Here is an 18,250-nt window from a genome sequence, read left to right as displayed (position 1 = left end):
TCGCTGACGTTAGACCGCCCTTCAGGGGGCCCGTCCTGCGCCTCAGTTTTCGCGGTAGAAGTTGCAGTACCAGTCGACAAAGCGGGCGACGCCCTCCTCCACCGGGGTCGAGGGGGCGTAGTCGAGGGCGGCCAGGGTGTCCGTGACGTCCGCCTCGGTGTCGGCCACGTCGCCGTCCTGCATCGGCATAAGGTTCAGCTTCGCCTTGCGGCCCAGCTTGGTCTCCAGCACCTCGATATAGCGCATCAGCGGCACCGAGCGGCCTGCGCCCAGGTTCAGGATGCGCCACGGCGCGACCCCGCTGGTCGCCGGATTGGGGGCTGTCGCATCCCATGCCGGATCGATCGCGGCGGGGCGGTCCAGCGCAGCGATCACGCCCGTCACGATGTCGTCGACATAGGTGAAGTCGCGGCTCATCCGGCCCTCGCCGTAGACGTCGATCGGCTCGTCTTTCAGGATGGCGCGGGTGAATTTGAACAGGGCCATGTCCGGACGGCCCCACGGTCCATAGACGGTGAAGAACCGCAGGCCCGTGGCCGGAAAGCCGAACAGATGGGCGTAGGAGTGGGCCATGGCCTCATTGGCCAGCTTGGTCGCGGCATAGACGGTCAGCGGGTGATCGGCGGGCTGGCGTACCGAAAACGGCAGGGCGCGATTGGCCCCGAACACCGAACTGGTCGAGGCGAAGACCAGATTGGCCGCCCCCACCGCACGGCATCCCTCAAGGATGCTGAGGAAGCCGACGATATTGGAATCCACATAGGTTTCAGGCGCTTCCAGGCTGTAGCGGACGCCTGCCTGAGCCGCCAGATGCACCACCCGGCGCGGCGTCTCGGCGGCGAACAGAGCCGCGACGCCCGCGCGGTCGGCCAGATCCAGCGTGTGGTGGCGATAGTTCGGATAGGCCTGAAGCTGCGCCAGCCGCGCCTGTTTCAACGCCGGATCATAATAGGCGTTGAGGTTGTCCAGCCCGATCACGACCTCGCCCCGCTCCAGCAGGCGCCGGGCGGTGTGGAAGCCGATGAAACCGGCGGAACCGGTGACCAGTACGGGATCGCTCATGACCGGCTGCGATAAACCGTCGCGCAGCCGGACGCCAGCGTCCGCTTTGCTCAGGACAGGACCTTGGCCGCCGGCGGCGACGGCGCCAGCGCCTGCGACGACAGGTTCATCCCCGCGCCGGCGATCAGGCAGGCTGCGGCGGCCAGAACGACGATGCGCGTCGCCTTGCCCTCGGGCGCCAGCGGGCGGACGAACAGCAGGGTCAGCAGGGCCAGCAGCGCCATGACGCCCGGCAGGTCGATGCCGACGCCCAGGAAGACGAAGTGAGCGATCCCCATCAACCAGGCGCCGCCCACAATGGTCGCCGCCGCCGCAGGGGCCAACGCCGCGGGCCGCGTCAGGGTCGGGTCGATCAGGGCCGCCAGCGCCGCCGCCGCCGCCGCCAGCAACGCAGGCCAGACGAACAGCAGCGCCGCCTCCGGCGTCATCATCTGCAGCACCAGACCGACGATCAGCGCCAGTGCGATCAGACCCAGCCAGCCGCCCCAGGTCGAACGCTCGACCCTGCCGGGGACCAGAGACAGAACCGCCGCGACCGCGCCCATGCCCAGCATCACCGGACTGAACCCGCCGCCGATCAGGACGGTGGCAGTCAAGGCCACGGCCAGTCCCGCCGTCGCCAGCGGACGCGTGCGGCGCATCCCCGCCAGCAGCAGAAGCGCCAGACCGGCGATGGCCAGACTCATGCCGACCTCCATCCACGGCAGTCGGCGCATCAGGGTGTAATAGACTTCCTTCGATTCAATCCGGCTCGACATCGGCCCGGCCAGCAGACGCGTCGCCTGCAGCAGGATGACCCCGCCGGTCAGGAACCAGACGCCGTCCAGCGCCCCTAGCCCAACCTGTCGGAATGACAGCCGGACGCCCTGTCGCGCACGCCATGCGGCGAACCCGGCCAGCGCTGCAGTCAGCGCCAGCAGGGCCCAGCCCATGCCTTGCGAATGGGCGATCACCCAACGGCCGAAGACGTCGGAATAGACGAGGTTCTGCCCCTTCTGCGGCAGGGCGGGCGCGCGCAGCAGATCGTCCGCGGCCTCAAGCGCCTGCGAACCCAGATGCTGGATCGCGCCGCGGTCCAGATTTTCCGGCGTCGCATGGGCGGCGTGATACTGGTCAGCGCGGCCGATGAAGGCGATGTTCAGGCCGCCGACGCCGCGATCCTTGGGCACGGTGAAGTCGGTGCCGTTGGGCATCCGCTCATACATGAAGGCGGCCAGAGAGGTGGCGGTCGTCCCGCCGTCGGCCCGCGCGGCCGAACGGGTGAACAGGCGCACGGTCGGACCGGATTCGCGCCCCGTCTCGAACATGGCCGCACGGCCGCCGCCGCCGCGCGCTTCAAGGTTCACCACCGAGCCGATCCGGTCGCGCAAGGGGTGGCCGCCGAAGAAGATGCGCGCCCCGTCCAGACCCATCTCCTCGGCATCGGTCAGCAGGACGACCAGATCGCGCTCGACCGGGCCGCGCGCCTTGATGGCCCGCACGGCTTCGAGGATGGAGGCGACGCCTGCGGTGTCGTCCGCCGCGCCCGGCGATCCGACCACGGTGTCATAGTGGGCCATCAGCATGACGGCGGGCTGGCTGCGGTCCTTGCCGGGCAGGACGCCGATCACATTGATCGCCTCATTGTTCGCCGCCACCGGGTCGCCGCCCTTGCTTATCAGACGCTTGATGGCCGCGGGCGACAGGGCGCCGGTCTGTTCGCTGACCTCCAGCCCCAGCTGGTTCAGGCGCGCGTTCAGATAGGCGCGGACGCGGGTGTGTTCGGCCGAGCCGACCGGGTGCGGCGCACGGGCGATCTGTTCGACGTCGGCCATGGCGCGGATGGCGGAAAACGCCGTCTGCGGCGCATCAGCCGGGCGCGGCCTCGGCGCCTGCGTGGTCCACACCGCCAGCAGCAGCGCCAGCGTCAACGATCCGAACAGCAGGGCCAGCCGCATGAAATATCCTCCCCCAAAACCCGCGCGCAGTAGTGACGCCTGACGGGCGGATGGCAAGAGGGCGGCGACAGGTTCCCCCATCGCCGCCCTCCTTTTTTCTTCAGCTTGGCGTCCGGCTTTAGAAGCGCTTGGATAGTTCCACGCCGTACATGCGCGGCTCGTTGACGAAGGCCGTCAGGTTGTTGAAGTCGATGGCGCCCAGGACGTTGGCCTCATCCGTCAGGTTGCGGACAAAGGCGGCCGCCTCGATGCCGCGGTTCAGATCGCGCCAGCCCGCGCGCAGGCCGCCTTCGAACTGCGTGCCCTGTTTGAACTCCACGGCCTCATAGAGGAACAGGTTGAAGTTCTTGCGCATCACCCAGTCCGTCGAGGCGAACAGTTCCTGATCGTCGCCGATCGGGCGGACGTAGGACAGGGTCAGGTTGGCCGTGTATTCCGGCGCCTGCGGGAAGGGGTTGCCGTTGATGTTGGCGCGGTCGGCGCCGCCGACGCTCACCATCGGATCGGTGATGGTGCACAGGTGGTTGCCGCAGATGGCGACCAGCAGGTCCTTGTCCTTGATCTCGGTGTGGTTCCACGCCACGCCGCCGGCCAGCGAGAAGCCCGCGCCCAGATAGACGTCGCCGTCGACTTCCAGACCATAGCCCTGGCCCTTGTCGGCGTTGATCAGGCGGTTGGAGTTGTCGATGCCGCCGATGGCCGTGAACTGCATGTCCTTGACGTCATACAGATAGGCGGTGGCGTTCAGTCGGGCGCGGCCGTTCCACATGCGGGCCTTGAAACCGGCCTCATAGGACATGACCGTTTCCGAATCCGCCGTGGTCAGAACCGGCAGGTTGCGGCCCTGGATCGACGGACCGCGATAGCCGCTGGCCACGCGGGCGAACAGGTTCAGGCTGTCGTTGACTTCATACAGGGCGCTGACGTCCCAGCTGACCTGCTCGTCGCCGACCGAGACTTCGCCCAGCGCATTGGCGGGCGTACCGACCAGGATGCGGCCCAGATAGTCGCGGCTGTCGTCGGTGTAACGCACGCCGCCGGTCACCTTCAGGGCGTCCGTGACCTGATAGTTGGCCTGACCGAAGATCGACCAGGAGTCCGACTTCTGCACGATGTCCGTGACCTTGACCGGGAACAGACCGCCGACGCCGTCGAAGGTGCCCGACACCAGGTTGATGCGCTCGTCCCAATAGAAGGCGCCGACCTGCCAGCCCAGACGCCCCTCGCCGTTCGAGGCCAGGCGCAGCTCATAGGTGTTCTGCTTCAGGTCGCTGGACAGGGTGCCGGACTCAACGTTGAACGGCGTCTTGAAGGGCGAACCGGCGGGGGCCGAGGCGACGCCGCCGTCGATGTCGCCGTCGCCCTGGCTCGAACCCTGGTACGAGCCGATGACGCCCGTCAGGGTCGCCGGACCGAAGTCATAGGCCAGTTGCAGCGACTGCGAGGTCGTCTTCTGCTTCTGGAAGTTGTTGCGGCCGCCGTCATACCAGACCGTGTCGCGGTTGAAGTTGTCGTTCAGCTTGTTCGAGCCCTTGGTCAGGACGTTGGCGCGGTTCATCGTGCCCGTGCCGTCATAGTCGCGCGCCTGCAGGGTCATCAGCGCCGAGAAACGGTCCGTCGGGGTCCAGGCGACGTGGACGCGGCCCGCCACGTCGTCGAACTGGCCCATGTCCTTGCCGTCCTTCTTGGCGAAGGGGGCGTCCCAGGCGTTGTTGATCCAGTTGTCGCGATGGTTCCACAGGGCGGCGACGCGCACCGACAGGGTGTCCGTCGCGGGCAGGGTCGCGGCCGCCTCGGCGCGGGTCGAGCCGTAGTTGCCGTAGGAGATGGAGCCGAAGCCGGTGAACTCGTCACCCGGCTTGGTCGTCTCGATCTTGATGACGCCCGCCGGGGTGTTGCGGCCGAACAGGGTGCCCTGCGGGCCGCGCAGCACTTCCAGCTGCTGCACGTCGAACAGGGGGAAGCCCTTCAGATAGACGCTCTCCAGGACGATTTCGTCCATGACCATCGACACCGGCTGCGAGGCGGTGAAGTCGAAGTCCACATTGCCCAGGCCGCGGATGTAGAAGCGCGGGGCGTAGCGGCCGTTGGAGCTTTCGACCTGCAGGCTGGGCACGCGGCCCGACAGCTGCAGGATGTCGCCGCCGCCGGCGTTCACGGCGTTCAGCGTCTCGGCGTTCATGGCGGTGACGGCGAACGGCACGTCGCGGATGTTCTCGCGGCGGCGCTGGGCGGTGACGACGATGTCGCCGACAGCGGCGGCCGGATCGGCCTGAATGTCGACCGTGTCCGCCAGAACCGGCGTTGCGATCAGAAGGGCCAGACCGCTGGCGGAGGCGGCGAGGGCGGCGAGACGGGTCATCGGGGTATCCTAATGGACGGGGAGAAATTGGCCGCTGCCCTAGGCCCGATGCGGCCCCTGCGCCAGCGCGGAAACGCCCGGTTTGATGAACCTTTCACGACATGGCCACACCGTTTCAAAAACCGGCGCAGATGACGGATATGAGACGAGCCTCAAGTTGTGCGGCGCAGCAATCCGTGGCATTCAGATCGGCTGCGTCGTCTTCCGCAGGTCCCGCGCGCCGGTTCCGCGCCGCTGGCGACATCCTGCCCGGACACGCCGGGCGCCGGAGACTTTCAGATGGGTTTCGCCTCGCCTTCGCGCCGCCGCCTCATGGGCGCCGCCCTCGCCCTGCCCCTGATGAGCGTTGCGCCGTCCGCGCTGGCCCAGACGCGCCGCAGCCGAAAGGATCCGCACGCCGTCATCGGCCGCGTCCTGGCCATGTCGGACCTGCACTCCGCCTATGAGCGCAGCGCCCAGCTGCTGGCCGCCCTGCGCGCCGAGGTCCGCAGCCAGAAGGTTCCGCACCTGATCGTCATCGACGGCGACATCTTCGAACACGGCAATGTCGTCTCAGTGCGATCCGAGGGGGCCATCGACTGGGCCTTTCTGGCCGCCCTGCCCGACATCGCCCCCACGGTCGTCAATCTGGGCAATCACGACAACGACCTGATCCCCGACCTGCACACGGTGGTCGAGCGGATGCAGGGTCTGGGCATCGTCGTCCTCAGCAACATCGTCGACGCCCGCAGCGGCCGTCCCTACGCCCCGTCCTCGACCGAGCTGACGTTCGCCGGGCGGCGGATGCACATCGTCGGCTTCGGCACCAATGCGCTGAACACCTATCCGAAGGACACGCGCGACTGGCTGTCCATCCCCGATCCGACCGAATGGGCCAGGGCCGAACTGCCCCGCCTGCTGGACGGCGCCCAGCTGTCGCTGGTGCTCAGCCACGCCGGGGTGGCGGGGGACCGGGGGATGCTGGCCGCCCTGCCCGACGGCGCCCTGATGATCGGCGGGCACAATCACCTGCTGTTCCAGGAACCGCTGGGCCGCGGCCTCTACGCCCACACCGGATCGTGGAGCAACGCCTATACGGCGGCCGACTATCTCAACGACGGCAGCGTGCGGGCGCAGTCGCGCACGGTCGCCTTGGACGGCCCCGCCGACCCGGCGCTGGCCGCCCTGATCCGCAGGACGCTGGACCGGCATCTGACCGAACAGGAGCGCGCCATTCTGGGGACCAGCCCCGCCGCCCTGTCGCTGGGCGACACCGGCCGCGCAGTCGCCGCCGCCTTCGCCCGTTTCGCGGGCGCGCAGGCGGGCTTCATCGGCCACACGACGCTGGGCACGGGTCTGGCGGAGGGTCCGGTCAGCCGCTACGCCTTCGATTCCGTGGTGCGTTTCGACGGCAAGCTGATGGCCGCCGAGGTTCCGGCCGCGCGTCTGGCCGAACTGACCGCCCTGGCCAATCAGGACCGGGTCATGCCCTTCGCCCGCCGCACCGGCGACTTCGTCTATGGTGCGGTCGGGGGCGCGGTCGGGGGCGCAGAGGGGCGCCCCAGCGTCCGCATTGTCACCACCGACTGGTGCGCCCTGAACCAGCAGGAATATTTCGGCGTCAACGATCTGAGCTTCACCGAGGTCGACAGCCCCGGCGTCAAGGCCGTCGCCGAACAGGGCCTGCTGACGGCGTCCTGAAGCCGTCAGGCCGCGCGCCGCGCCGCCGCCCCGCTCTTGACATAGAGGCCCCGGCGCCGCGCGACGGGACGGAAGGCGACGCTGTCGCCCTCGGCCTGTTCGCCCTGTCCCAGAAACAGGCAGCCGTCGTCGACCATGCGCCGCTCCAGTCCGTCCAGAACCCGGGCGCGTCGCTCGGGCGCCATGTCGTTCAGGACGTTGCGGCAGAAGATGACGTCGAAGCGCTCCTCGTCCGTCGGCTCATCCAGCAGATTGGCGCGGCCGAAGCGGATGGCGGCGCGCAGTTCGGGCCGCGCCCGCCACTGATCGTCGACCTGTTCGAACCAGCGCAGCATGGTCCGCGCCGACAGGCCGCGCTGGATCTCGAACGAGGTGTAGAGCCCCGACATGGCCTTCTCGATCGCCTGCCGCGACAGGTCCGTGGCCTCGATCTCGACGCAGGCGCCCGCCTCCAGCCCGGCGATGGCGAGGGAATAGGCTTCCTGTCCCGTCGAGACGCCCGCGCACCAGATACGCACCCGCCCGCCCGGCCGCGCCGCCGTCAGCGCAGGCAGAAGCTCGCGCTCCATCACGTCGAAACTGGCGCGATCGCGCCGGAACCAGCTTTCGCCGTTCAGCAGGGCCTCGATCACCGCCCAGCCCAGCGAAGCCACCGGGCGGCTCCACAGACTGGCCAGCATGGCCTCGACGTTATGATAGCCCTCGCGCCGCGCCACCGGGCCCAGCCGGTGTTCAGCCAGCTGCATCCGGTCCCGGGTCAGCCGATAGCCGGCGCGGGACGCCAGCAGGGACTGAAGGCGATCAAAATCCTCCGGCGTCATGACAGCGACTGCACCACCCCGACCTCGGCGAGCTTGGATTGCAGGATCTCGCCATCGAAGGGCTTCATAACATATTCGTCCGCGCCTGCGGACAGGGCTTCGGCGATGCGGTCCGCCCGCGTCTCGACCGAGCAGAACACCACCTTGGGCGCCATGCCGCCGGGCAGTTCGCGCAGACGGCGCAGGAAGGTCAGGCCGTCCATCACCGGCATCTGCCAGTCCAGCAGCACCACCTGCGGCATCGCCGCCAGACAATAGTCCAGCGCCTCGGCGCCGTCGCCCGCCTCCGCCACCTCAAGGGACAGGTCCTCAAGAATGCGGCGCGCGACCTTACGGATGATGCGGCTGTCATCCACGATCAGGCAGGTTCTGGCCTCCATCGCATCCATTCCCGTTTGACGCGAAATGCGTTTTATATTCTCGCCATGGTCATTCATGCGGGTTAACGGAGCGTTGGCTCCGCCTCGCCCGGACGCGCATCCCTGTCGGGCAGGCTCGCCATCAGGGCCACCCGGCCTTCCTCCAGCGCCAGATTCAACCGACCGCCCGCCTCGCGCGCCGTCAGCCACAGCCAGTAAGGCTGGATCCATTGACCGGCGAGCCCCTCGGTCAGCCGCTCGCCTTTCAGGCCGACGACCGCTTCGGGCTTGAGCCGCGCCCGCGCGCCCTCTGCCGAACCGACCAGCAGCATCTGCCCGCCCTCGCGCCGGATGGTGACCACCGCCGTCCCGCCCATCGGCAGGGCCGAGACGGTCAGATAGGCCAGGTTGATCAGGGCGCGCGCCTGTATCTTGGAAAAGGTCTCATCGCCCACGCGCCAGTCCAGCGTGGCGCGACCGCCTTCGGTCAGACCCGTGACCAGACCCTGCAGTTCGGCGCCCGAAAACTGTTCGCTGCTGGTCGCCGCGCCGAAGGCCACGCGGGCGAAATGCACCAGGGCCACCATCTTGGCCGCGCTCTGCCGGATCAGGCCCAGGGCGTCGTCGCGCATGTCCTGCGCGCCGGGGTCGTCCAGCAGGTCCAGCCCCGACACCACCGCCCCGGCCGGGCTGATGAAGTCGTGGCACAGCTTGGCGGCGATGAAGGCGGCCAGTTCGGCACCGTCCACCGGCAGATCGGCGGCGGATAGGGCGATAGGGTCGTCGGAAACGGTCATTATGCCAACGCTCGGGCGCTCGGAATCTTGGAATGGTCAAGGTCAAGGTGGCCTGATTTGCCGGTTCGTTAAACCGGCCGCATGGTCTATCGAGCGCTTCATGAGCACCGACGCCTACTCCGATCCTGAATCCGACCTCGCGTCCGGCCGTCTGGCCGAGGTCATCGCCGACATCGCCGAAGAGGCCGCGCGCCTGATCCTGCCGTGGTGGCGCGCCGGAACCGCCGTCGAGACCAAGGCCGACTCCAGCCCCGTGACCGAGGCCGACCGCGCCGCCGAGGCCCTGATCCTGAGCCGTCTGGCCGGATGCTGGGCCCAGATCGAGGCCGTCGCCGAAGAGGCCGTATCGGTGGACGGCGCCCCGGCGTCGGTCGGCGAATGGTTCTGGTTGATCGACCCCCTGGACGGCACCAAAGGCTTTGTTCAGGGCCGCGAGAGCTATTCGGTCAACATCGCCCTGATCCGCGGCGACGCGCCGGTGGCGGGGGTGGTGTCGGCGCCGGCGCTGGGCGTCACATGGCGTTCGGCGGCGCCCGGTCAGGGCGCCCTGCGCCGCGCCTTCGGCGAGCCGTGGCGGCCGATCCGGGTGCGCGAACGCCCGGCCGACGCCATCGCCCTGGTCAGCCACAGCATCAGCGAGGACGACGCCGCCCGACTGGCCGCCCGCAACGGTTGCACCCGCTGGCAGGGCATGGATTCCTCGCTGAAGTTCTGCCTGATCGCCGAGGGCCGCTTCGACGCCTATCCGCGCACCGGCCCGACCTGCGAATGGGACACCGCCGCCGGTCAGGCCGTGCTGGAAGCGGCGGGCGGACGGGTTCTGGACGGCGAAGGCCGCCCGCTGGCCTATCGCAAGCCCGGCTTCCTGAACGGCCCCTTCTCCGCCATCGGCGCCTGAAGCGCATCAGGCCAGAGCGGGTCAGCCCAAGAGCAGATCAAGCAGGGGAATCGACCCGCGCCATTTCGATCTGGGCCGACAGACCGGCCGGCAGGTCGCGCTCGGGCACGGCCGCCATTTCTTCCAGATGCGCCCGATCGCGCGGCCGGACCAGCACGCTGGCCACCGCCGGGTCCGCCAGGGCGTAGGCCAGGCAGATGGCCTCGCCCGTCCAGCCCGGCGTCCGGTGCAGAAAGGCGAAGGAGCCTCGCGCCTCGGCCCCCGCGTCGCCGCGTCCGCCGCCCCAGCCCACCGCCCCGAACAGGCCGCGCTTCTTCACGGCGCCCGCCTCGGCGGCGCGGCGCTCGGTCGACAGGCTGTCGGGGAACCAGTCGCAGGCGAACAGGCTCATTTCCCGGTCACGCGCCGCCTTCATCCGCGACCGCACATGCCACGGCACATTGGCGTTGAAAGGGGTCAGCAGGACATCAAAGGCCCCGGTCGAGACATAGAGGTCCGTCACCGGCTCATCGCCCGACACGCCCAGCATCCGCACATGCCCGGCCTTGCGCATGGCCTTCAGCGCCGTCAGCGAGGTCTGGGGCAGTTCATCCTCGGCCGGATGATCCAGCACCCCCAGATCGAACCAGCCCAGACCCGAGGCGTGCAGCCCCTGTTCGATCGAACGGCCCAGCCCCGTAGCCGAAAAGTCCCGATCCTCGCCCAGCGCCAGACTGACCCACAACAGGCGCCGCTCGACATGGGCCAGCGCCTCGCCCGCCGCCTGCAGCAGCATCGGGTCGGGCCGTTCGAAATGATAGACGTTCACGCCCGCTTCTAGCCCGGCGAACACCAGGTCGCGGATATGGGCCGGACCGCGCGCCGCCGCCTCGGCCCCCAGGCTGAGCGTCAGGCTGGAAACCGCGCCCCCCGAGGCGCCGAAGGGGCGATAGCGCATGGGTCAGCCTGCCTCCACCGGCGCGGACGTCTCCAGCGCCAGAGCATGAAGTTCGCCGCCCATCTTGCCCTTCAGCGCAGCGTAGACGGTCTGGTGCTGGCGCACGCGGTTCATGCCGCGGAACGCCTCGGACACGATGCGGGCGCGATAGTGGTCGCCGTCGCCGGCCAGATCCTCGATGGCGATGTCCGCATCAGGGAAGGCCTCCACCAGATGGGCGCGAAGGTCGTCGACGGACATGGGCATGAAGAAAGGCTCCGAAAGGCGGCGGACCGGCGAACCGGCCCTGAAGATTGTAAAGCTTACCCGGCGGCGGCGTCCGTGTCAGCCATCGCCGCCATCATCCTCCTTTGGGCCGCTCGAACAGTTCGACGACGGATCCCTTGTAGTCAGCGCGCGCATAGGGGCGATAGCCGACCCGCTCCGCCAGACGGATCGACGGCGTGTTCTCGGGCGAGATCATGCAGACCGTGCGCGGCTCGTCCCGATGGGCGTCGGTCCAGCCCAGCGCCGTCTGAAGGGCCTCGCGCGCCATGCCCGTTCCCTGAAAGGCGGGCGCCACGCCCCAGCCCAGTTCCGGCGCATCGAACGGCGGCTCGATCTCGCGGCGATAATCCAGCACCCCGACGCTGCCGACATAGGCGCCGCTCGCCGTCTCGCGGATCGACCAGTTGCCATATCCCCGCGCCTGCCAGTGGCCCAGATCGCGCAGCAGGCGGAACCACACCTCCTCCTCCGACAGGCCGCGCCCCATGATGTGCCGGGTAAAGTCCGCGTCGGACCACAGGGCGATCAGGTCCGCCAGATCGCGCTCGGTCACAGGCGACAGCGTCAGGCGCTCGGTCGAAAGAACAGTCACATCAGTCCCAGTTGCTTGAAGCTGGCCACGCCTTCGCGGCCGACGATCAGATGGTCGTGGACGGCCAGGCTGAGGGCGCGCGCCGCCTCGACCACCTGTTTGGTCATGTCGATGTCGGCCCGGCTGGGCGTCGGATCGCCCGAGGGGTGGTTGTGGACGATGATCATGGCGCTGGCCGACAGCTCCAGCGCGCGGCGCACCACTTCGCGCGGATAGACGGGGGCGTGGTCGACCGTGCCCCGGTTCTGGATTTCATCGAGGATCAGCTGGTTCTTCTTGTCCAGATAGAGAACCCGGAACTGCTCCCGCGGCTCATGCTGAAGGCTAAGGCGCACATAGGCCAGCAGCGCCGTCCACGACGAGATGACGGTGCGCCTGTTCGCCTCTTCCTTGGCCACCCGGCGCGAGACTTCATGCAGGGCGGCGATATCCAGCGCCGTCTCGGCGCCCACCCCCTTGGCCCGCCCGCGCGAGTCCTCGGCCTTGACCGTCATCAGATCCTCGACCGAGGCCGCCAGCACCGCCGCCAGCGATCCGAACCGCGCCAGCAACGCCTTGGCCACCGGCTTGACGTCGCCCTGCGGCTGGCTGCGGAACAGGAACAGCTCCAGCAGTTCATAGTCCGGCAGATGGTGGATGCCCGCCGTGCGCGCGCGTTCGCGCAGCCGCTCGCGATGACCGGCGTGGTGCGGCTTGGCCTTCGGTTGTTCCGGCGGTTGATCGAGCATCAGCCTCCCCCACGGGGGAGACTAGCTCAGAATTTCGGGCGGAAAAGACCCTTGGGCGAGGCGGTGAAGATTTCCAGCCCGTCCTCGGTCACGCCGATCGAGTGTTCGCACTGCGACGACAGCGACTTGTCGCGCGTCACGGCGGTCCAGCCGTCCGACAGCACCTTCACCGCGGGCTTGCCCAGGTTCACCATCGGCTCGACCGTGAAGAACATGCCCGGCTTCAGCACCGCGCCCTCGCCGCGACGGCCGTAGTGCAGGACGTTGGGGCTGTCGTGGAACACCCGGCCGATGCCGTGGCCGCAGAAGTCACGGACCACGCTCATGCGCTGGGCCTCGACGAACTTCTGGATGGCGAAGCCGATGTCGCCGAAGGTGTTCCCCGGCTTGACCTGCGCCAGACCCAGCTCCAGCGATTCATAGGTGACGTCGATCAGGCGCTTGGCGCGCGCGTTGATCTCGCCGACCGGATACATCCGGCTGCTATCGCCATGCCAGCCGTCGACGATGACCGTGTGGTCGATGTTGACGATGTCGCCTTCCTTCAGAACCTTGTCGCCCGGAATGCCGTGGCAGACGACGTGGTTGATCGAGGTGCAGACCGTCTTCGTATAGCCCTTGTAGCCCAGGCAGGCGGGCGTGCCGCCATTGTCCAGGGTGAACTCGCGCACCAGATCGTCCAGCTCGCCCGTCGTCACGCCCGGTTTGACGTGCTCGGTGATCATGTCCAGCGCCTCGGCGACCAGACGGCCAGCCTTGCGCATGCCCTCGAACCCTTCCGCGTCATACAGGCGGATTTCGTGGCTGCGGACAAAGACGTCGGTTTCCAGGTCGGGGGTCTCGTACATGCTCGGCTTTCAGGAACGCGCACGATCCGCAGGCAGGCGGACCGGGCGAAGAAACGATTTTCAGGACTTCAGATGGTCAGACTAGCACAAAACCTCAAGCCCGTCAGGGTTCGCCGCTGACGCAGCAACAGTGCGTTTCCTATATCCGTCCCATGTCACAGCCATCCTCGTCCCCCTCCGCCTCCCCCACCGCCGCCGTCCTGATCATCGGCGATGAGATCCTGTCCGGCCGCACGCGCGACGCCAATCTGAACACCCTGGCCCGGTTTCTGGCGCCGCTGGGCGTCGACCTGATGGAGGCCCGCGTGGTCGGCGACCGTCAGGATCAGATCGTCGGGGCGCTGAACGCGCTACGCGCAGCGCACGACTATGTCTTCACCACCGGCGGCATCGGCCCGACCCATGACGACATCACCGCCGATGCGATCGGCGCCGCCTTCGGCGTTCCCGTCAACGAACACCCCGAAGCCCTCGCCATCCTTGAGCGCCGCTATCCGCCGGGCGAGTTCAACGCCGCGCGCCGCCGCATGGCCCGCGTGCCGCAAGGCGGCGTCCTGATCGCCAATCCGGTCAGCGGCGCGCCCGGCTTTCAGGTCGAGAACGTCTTCGTCATGGCGGGCGTGCCCAAGATCATGGAGGCCATGCTGGACGACGTGGCGCCGCGCCTGAAAACCGGCGCCCCGGTGCACAACCGCGCCCTGCGCGTCACCGACGTCGGCGAAGGCGCCGTCGCCGACATATTGCGCGCCGCCGCCGAGGCCCGGCCGCATCTGTCCTTCGGTTCCTACCCCTTCGGTTTCAGCGGCGTGGACGGTCCCGGCGAGATCGGAACCCAGCTGGTGATCCGTGGCCGTGACGCCGCCGAAGTTGACGCAGCGGCACAAGAACTTGCCGCAGAACTGCGTTCTTTCGGCATCAAAATTGCCGTTACGTAACCTCACTAAGGTGTGAAATTGTGCGCCTTCTGCGCCACGTTTTCGCCGGGAAGCCGCCGGACGGTGGCCCCGGGCGCAACGCTTTCATGACACGGACGCTGTGATGAATGGCGCGGCGGCTCTCCCCGAACCAAGGCCGCCCGCCGTTTTTCAAATGGTCGGCCCACGACATAGGTGAAGCGTTATGACCCCCAGGAAAATTGTCCGCCTCGGCGGCGCGGCCCTGACCACCGCCCTGATGGCGGGCGTCGCCGCCCCGGCCTTCGCCGGCTCCTTCTATCTGCAGGAACAGTCCGTGCGCGGCGCCGGACGCGCCTATTCGGGCGAGGCCGCTGATCGCGGCGTCGGCTCGATGTGGTGGAACCCCGCCTCCATCGCCCGCAGCGGCCGTGAAGCCTCGATCGGGCTGAACGCCATCCGCATCGATTCCGAAGTGAAGAACGCCGGATCCTACGTCACCTATCCGGGCGGCGTGGACGTGCCGGTGGTCAATCCGCGCAATACCGAAGTCGATCCGATCGAAAGCGGTCTGGTGCCGAACTTCGCCTTCGCCACCCCGATCGGCGACCGCTTCGCCATCGGCATCGCGGTGGCCGCGCCCTATAACTTCACCACCAAATATGAGACGCCGTCCTTCGCCCGCTATGACGCCCTGACGTCCGAGCTGCGCTCGGGCGATGCGGGCCTGACCGTAGCCTATCAGGTCAATGACTGGCTGGACGTCGGCGCCGGCGTCAACGCCCAGTATGTGAAGGCCAAGCTGACCTCGGCCATGCCGAACCTGTCGCCGCTGCTGCCTGACGCCTCCAACAGTCTGGAAGGCGACGGCTGGGACTTCGGCTGGAACGTCGGCGCCCAGATCCACAACGGCCCGTGGGATTTCGGCCTCAGCTACCGCTCCAAGATCGAGCATGAGCTGGAAGGCGACGTGAACGTGGCCGGCCTGCTGGGCCCGCTGGCGGGCGCCAACGTCTCGACCGACGGCAAGGCCAGCTTCAACACCCCGTGGTTCGCCTCGGCCTCGGTGCGCTACGCCGTCAGCGACAAGCTGACCCTGAACGCCCAGGTCAACCGCATCGGCTGGTCCGAGTTCGACGCCATCACCGTCGAATACACGGGCGGCGGCGACGTCATCCATCAGGACTATAAGGACGTCACCACCGGCGCCATCGGCCTGGACTACGCCATCAGCGACAAGACCACCCTGCGCGCCGGCGTCGGCTATGACCCCACCCCGACCCGCGACAGCCTGCGCACCGCCCGCATCCCGGACGCCGACCGCTGGCTGTTCTCGGTCGGCGGCTCGACCGAGGTGACCAAGGGCGTCACCTTCGACGCGGGCCTGACCTACATCGCCTTCAGCGACGCCACGATCCACGATGACCGCACCTTCTATGCGGGCACGCCCGCGGCCGTGACCTCGCACCTGCGCGGTGAGGCGGAAGGCTCGGCCCTTGTGGCCTCGATCGGCGCCCGCTGGGCCTTCTGATCTCCGCCTGACAGCGGACAAGCAAACGGCGGCTCCCGCAAAGGAGCCGCCGTTTTTATATCTTCCCCACCCTGTGGGGAGGAAATCTCGACCTCAGCCCTGGGCGCCGTGGCCCTTGCCGCCGTTCGACGGGCGGCGACGGCGCGGGCGGCGTTGCAGTTCGCCGACCGGCTTGGGCTCAGCCGCCGGGGCGGCGCGCACCGACAAACGGGCGCGGTCGCCCGCCATAGGATCATAGGCGACGGCCGGACGCTCGGCCGCAGGCGCGCCGTTGCGGCCGCGACGCTGGCGGTGCGGCTGACCGCCGCCCTCCTGCTTGACGCCTTCGCGGTGCGGGTTGCGGCCGCCGCGACGGCCGCCGCGCCCTTCGCCGTCCGACCGGCCTTCACGCTCGGGCAGGGTCGCCTTCTTGGCCACGCCCGCCGACATGATGGAGGCGTCCAGCTGGGCCAGCGCCTTGTCGTTGCGGCGGTCGACGGCCGGGATCTTCTGACGCGTGACCTTCTCGATGTCCTTCAGCAGCTTCATCTCGTCGCCGGCGACGAAGCTGATGGCGGTGCCGTCCTTGCCCGCGCGGGCCGTACGGCCGATGCGGTGGACATAGGCTTCCGGCACATAGGGCAGCTCGAAGTTCACCACGTGGGTGACCTTGTCCACGTCGATGCCGCGCGCGGCGATGTCGGTGGCGACCAGAACGCGCAGCTTGCCGTTCTTGAAGGCTTCCAGAGCGCGCTCGCGTTGCGGCTGGCTCTTGTTGCCGTGGATGGCGCCGGCCTCGACGCCGCCGGCTTCCAGATAGGCCGCGACCTTGTCGGCGCCGTGCTTGGTCTTGGTGAAGACCAGGCAGCGCGTATAGGCGGGATCAGAGAACAGCTCGGTCAGCAGGGCGCGCTTCTTGCCCTGCTCGACCCAGATCACCGACTGTTTGATGCGCTCGACCGTGGTGGCCTGCGGCGTGACCTGGACCTTGACCGGGTCCTTCAGCAGCTCGCCCGCCAGCTTGCCGATCTCCGACGGCATGGTGGCCGAGAAGAACAGGTTCTGGCGCTTGGCCGGAATGCGGCTGACGATCTGGCGGATCGGCTTGATGAAGCCCAGGTCCAGCATCTGGTCGGCTTCGTCCAGGACGAAGATTTCCGTCTGCGACAGGTCCAGCGTCTTCTGTTGCAGGTGGTCCAGCAGGCGACCCGGCGCGGCGACCAGGACATCGAGACCCTGTTGCAGGGCGCGTTCCTGCGGGCCGTATTTCACGCCGCCGAAGATGACGGCGACGCGGAAGCCCAGATGGGCGCCGTATTGCTTGAAGCTGTCGGCGATCTGGGTCGCCAGTTCGCGCGTGGGGCTCAGGATCAGGGCGCGCGTGGTGCGCGGCTTGGGCGCCACGCGGTTCTCGGCCAGACGGTGCAGGATCGGCAGGGCGAAGGCCGCCGTCTTGCCGGTGCCGGTCTGGGCGATGCCCAGCAGATCCTTGCCCTTCATCACGTCGGGAATGGACTTGGCCTGAATCGGCGTCGGCTTCTCATAGCCGGTCGACGCCAGGGCGGTCAGCAGAGCCTTGTTCAGGCCCATGGTTTCAAAGGTAATTTCGCTCACGTCTATCTTTCACGAACGACGACGGGCGCAGCCGGACAGGGCCGGTTTCACAAAGGGCGCACGTCGCCTGCCCGAAGCTCGGGCGGGGAACGGGCGCCGCCCCGCGTGTATGGACGACGTATGAAATCGAATGATCCGGCCGCTCGACAGACAAGCTTTTCGCAGAGGAAAAGCCCAACACGCGCTGGAACGCGCCGGTCACCGCATTGTGCGATGCCGCGCTAAATGGCGACGCCGCGCCCCTGCGTCAACCTTCGCCGTCAGAAAAGGTTGATGACCAGATTGATCGTCAGCGCCAGAATGATGGTGTTGAACAGCCATGAAATCAGGCCATGCAGCGTCAGAACCCGCCGGATTCGGCGGCTGGAGGCCGCCACCGTCCCCTGATTGGCCACGCCGACCGCCAGCGCCAGATGCAGGAAGTCCCAATAGTCCGGCGCCTCATCGCCCGCGAACTCCAGCCCGCCGCGCACCCCGTCCTGGCCGGGCGCATAATATTCATGGGCGTAATGCAGGGCGAAGATCACATGGACGAACAGCCATGAGATCAGGATGGTCAGGACGGTATAGGGCGCGCTGGCCAGCGACGGCCGCTCGGTCGCGGAGGTCTCGGCGATGACCACGAACAGGCTGGCCGCCGCCGACAGTATGCTGAGCGGCAACAGGAAGGCGCCCGCCTGATCCAGATTTCCGGCGCGATGCTCGATATCCTCGGTCGAGCGGCGGCGCAGGGCCTGCACCAGCGTCAGTCCCAGAAAGGTCGCGATCCCCGCATTCCATCCGGTCGCCAGCTGCATGGAGTTGCGCCATTCGCTGGCGATCCAGAACACGGCCAGCATGACCGCCAGCCCCAGCCACAGGGTCGCGTGCAGGCGGAAGATGCGGGTGAACCAGTGCATACGGCCATGCTTAGGCCGTTTCGCAAAAAGCGCCAGAGCGCGCCGT

Annotated in this window: 17 protein-coding genes; 4 read left to right on the top strand and 13 right to left on the bottom strand. The window is 68.1% G+C overall.

The features are described from left to right. Positions 1-42 precede the first annotated feature (42 nt). The 3 genes from ABE454_RS04875 to ABE454_RS04865 form a co-directional block, all read right to left on the bottom strand. Positions 43-1,062, bottom strand: coding sequence for an NAD-dependent epimerase (locus ABE454_RS04875; RefSeq protein ID WP_346529647.1), 1,020 nt, complete (start codon positions 1,060-1,062; stop codon positions 43-45). A 50-nt stretch (positions 1,063-1,112) separates the two neighbouring features. Continuing rightward, positions 1,113-2,999 (bottom strand): M20/M25/M40 family metallo-hydrolase, encoded by a 1,887-nt coding sequence (locus ABE454_RS04870; protein WP_346529645.1) that lies wholly within the window; start codon positions 2,997-2,999, stop codon positions 1,113-1,115. 118 nt (positions 3,000-3,117) lie between these two features. After that, positions 3,118-5,361, bottom strand: a complete 2,244-nt coding sequence (locus ABE454_RS04865) for a TonB-dependent receptor (protein ID WP_346529642.1) — start codon at positions 5,359-5,361, stop codon at positions 3,118-3,120. Between the two features lie 279 nt (positions 5,362-5,640). On the opposite strand from ABE454_RS04865, the gene ABE454_RS04860 reads away from it, so the two are divergent. Continuing rightward, the gene (locus ABE454_RS04860) at positions 5,641-7,041 is read left to right on the top strand and encodes a metallophosphoesterase (RefSeq protein WP_346529640.1); all 1,401 of its coding nucleotides are present in this window, start codon (positions 5,641-5,643) and stop codon (positions 7,039-7,041) included. Between the two features lie 5 nt (positions 7,042-7,046). Here the strand turns inward: ABE454_RS04860 and ABE454_RS04855 are convergent, their stop codons facing one another. The 3 genes from ABE454_RS04855 to chpT form a co-directional block, all read right to left on the bottom strand. Continuing rightward, positions 7,047-7,862: a CheR family methyltransferase gene (locus ABE454_RS04855; RefSeq protein WP_346529638.1), complete on the bottom strand. Its 816-nt coding sequence runs from the start codon at positions 7,860-7,862 to the stop codon at positions 7,047-7,049. Then, a complete protein-coding gene (locus ABE454_RS04850) occupies positions 7,859-8,242 on the bottom strand; it encodes a response regulator (RefSeq protein ID WP_346529636.1) in 384 nt (127 codons plus the stop codon). The genes ABE454_RS04855 and ABE454_RS04850 overlap by 4 nt, the downstream gene beginning before the upstream one ends. A 62-nt stretch (positions 8,243-8,304) precedes the next feature. Then, a complete protein-coding gene (gene chpT / locus ABE454_RS04845) occupies positions 8,305-9,018 on the bottom strand; it encodes a histidine phosphotransferase ChpT (protein ID WP_346529635.1) in 714 nt (237 codons plus the stop codon). A 100-nt stretch (positions 9,019-9,118) separates the two neighbouring features. Here chpT and cysQ point away from each other — a divergent pair, with 100 nt between their 5' ends. Continuing rightward, positions 9,119-9,916 carry a 3'(2'),5'-bisphosphate nucleotidase CysQ gene (cysQ, locus tag ABE454_RS04840; protein ID WP_346529633.1) on the top strand — a complete coding sequence of 266 codons (798 nt, stop codon included), beginning with the start codon at positions 9,119-9,121 and terminating at the stop codon, positions 9,914-9,916. Positions 9,917-9,953: 37 nt separating this feature from the next. Here cysQ and ABE454_RS04835 read toward each other — a convergent pair whose 3' ends face one another. The 5 genes from ABE454_RS04835 to map all read right to left on the bottom strand — a co-directional run bounded on the left by ABE454_RS04835 (position 9,954) and on the right by map (position 13,288). Continuing rightward, a complete protein-coding gene (locus ABE454_RS04835; protein WP_346529630.1) occupies positions 9,954-10,853 on the bottom strand; it encodes an aldo/keto reductase in 900 nt (299 codons plus the stop codon). Positions 10,854-10,856: 3 nt separating this feature from the next. After that, positions 10,857-11,099: a BolA family transcriptional regulator gene (locus ABE454_RS04830; RefSeq protein ID WP_346529629.1), complete on the bottom strand. Its 243-nt coding sequence runs from the start codon at positions 11,097-11,099 to the stop codon at positions 10,857-10,859. 94 nt (positions 11,100-11,193) lie between these two features. Beyond that, positions 11,194-11,712 carry a GNAT family N-acetyltransferase gene (locus ABE454_RS04825; protein ID WP_346529626.1) on the bottom strand — a complete coding sequence of 173 codons (519 nt, stop codon included), beginning with the start codon at positions 11,710-11,712 and terminating at the stop codon, positions 11,194-11,196. After that, positions 11,709-12,440, bottom strand: a complete 732-nt coding sequence (gene radC, locus ABE454_RS04820; RefSeq protein ID WP_346529624.1) for a RadC family protein — start codon at positions 12,438-12,440, stop codon at positions 11,709-11,711. Before radC ends, ABE454_RS04825 begins: the two co-directional genes overlap by 4 nt. A gap of 26 nt (positions 12,441-12,466) precedes the next feature. Continuing rightward, positions 12,467-13,288 carry a type I methionyl aminopeptidase gene (gene map / locus ABE454_RS04815; RefSeq protein WP_346529622.1) on the bottom strand — a complete coding sequence of 274 codons (822 nt, stop codon included), beginning with the start codon at positions 13,286-13,288 and terminating at the stop codon, positions 12,467-12,469. A 152-nt stretch (positions 13,289-13,440) separates the two neighbouring features. Between map and ABE454_RS04810 the strand changes: the two genes are divergently transcribed. Both ABE454_RS04810 and ABE454_RS04805 read left to right on the top strand, forming a co-directional pair. Beyond that, positions 13,441-14,223: a competence/damage-inducible protein A gene (locus ABE454_RS04810; RefSeq protein WP_346529621.1), complete on the top strand. Its 783-nt coding sequence runs from the start codon at positions 13,441-13,443 to the stop codon at positions 14,221-14,223. 184 nt (positions 14,224-14,407) lie between these two features. Then, positions 14,408-15,712 (top strand): OmpP1/FadL family transporter, encoded by a 1,305-nt coding sequence (locus ABE454_RS04805; RefSeq protein WP_346529620.1) that lies wholly within the window; start codon positions 14,408-14,410, stop codon positions 15,710-15,712. A gap of 93 nt (positions 15,713-15,805) precedes the next feature. Here ABE454_RS04805 and ABE454_RS04800 read toward each other — a convergent pair whose 3' ends face one another. Together ABE454_RS04800 and ABE454_RS04795 are read right to left on the bottom strand one after the other, a co-directional pair. Further along, on the bottom strand, positions 15,806-17,305 hold the full coding sequence (locus ABE454_RS04800; protein ID WP_346529617.1) for a DEAD/DEAH box helicase: 1,500 nt from the start codon (positions 17,303-17,305) through the stop codon (positions 15,806-15,808). A 260-nt stretch (positions 17,306-17,565) separates the two neighbouring features. Beyond that, entirely contained in the window at positions 17,566-18,204 is a 639-nt protein-coding gene (locus tag ABE454_RS04795) for a DUF1345 domain-containing protein (RefSeq protein ID WP_346529615.1), read from the bottom strand. Between the last annotated feature and the right edge of the window lie 46 nt (positions 18,205-18,250).

Origin of the sequence: Brevundimonas diminuta (assembly GCF_039673845.1) — a bacterium.
Taxonomy (GTDB): Bacteria; Pseudomonadota; Alphaproteobacteria; order Caulobacterales; family Caulobacteraceae; genus Brevundimonas; species Brevundimonas diminuta_E.
Note: the sequence above shows the minus strand (reverse complement) of the source record. Positions and strands in the feature narration are given on the sequence as shown.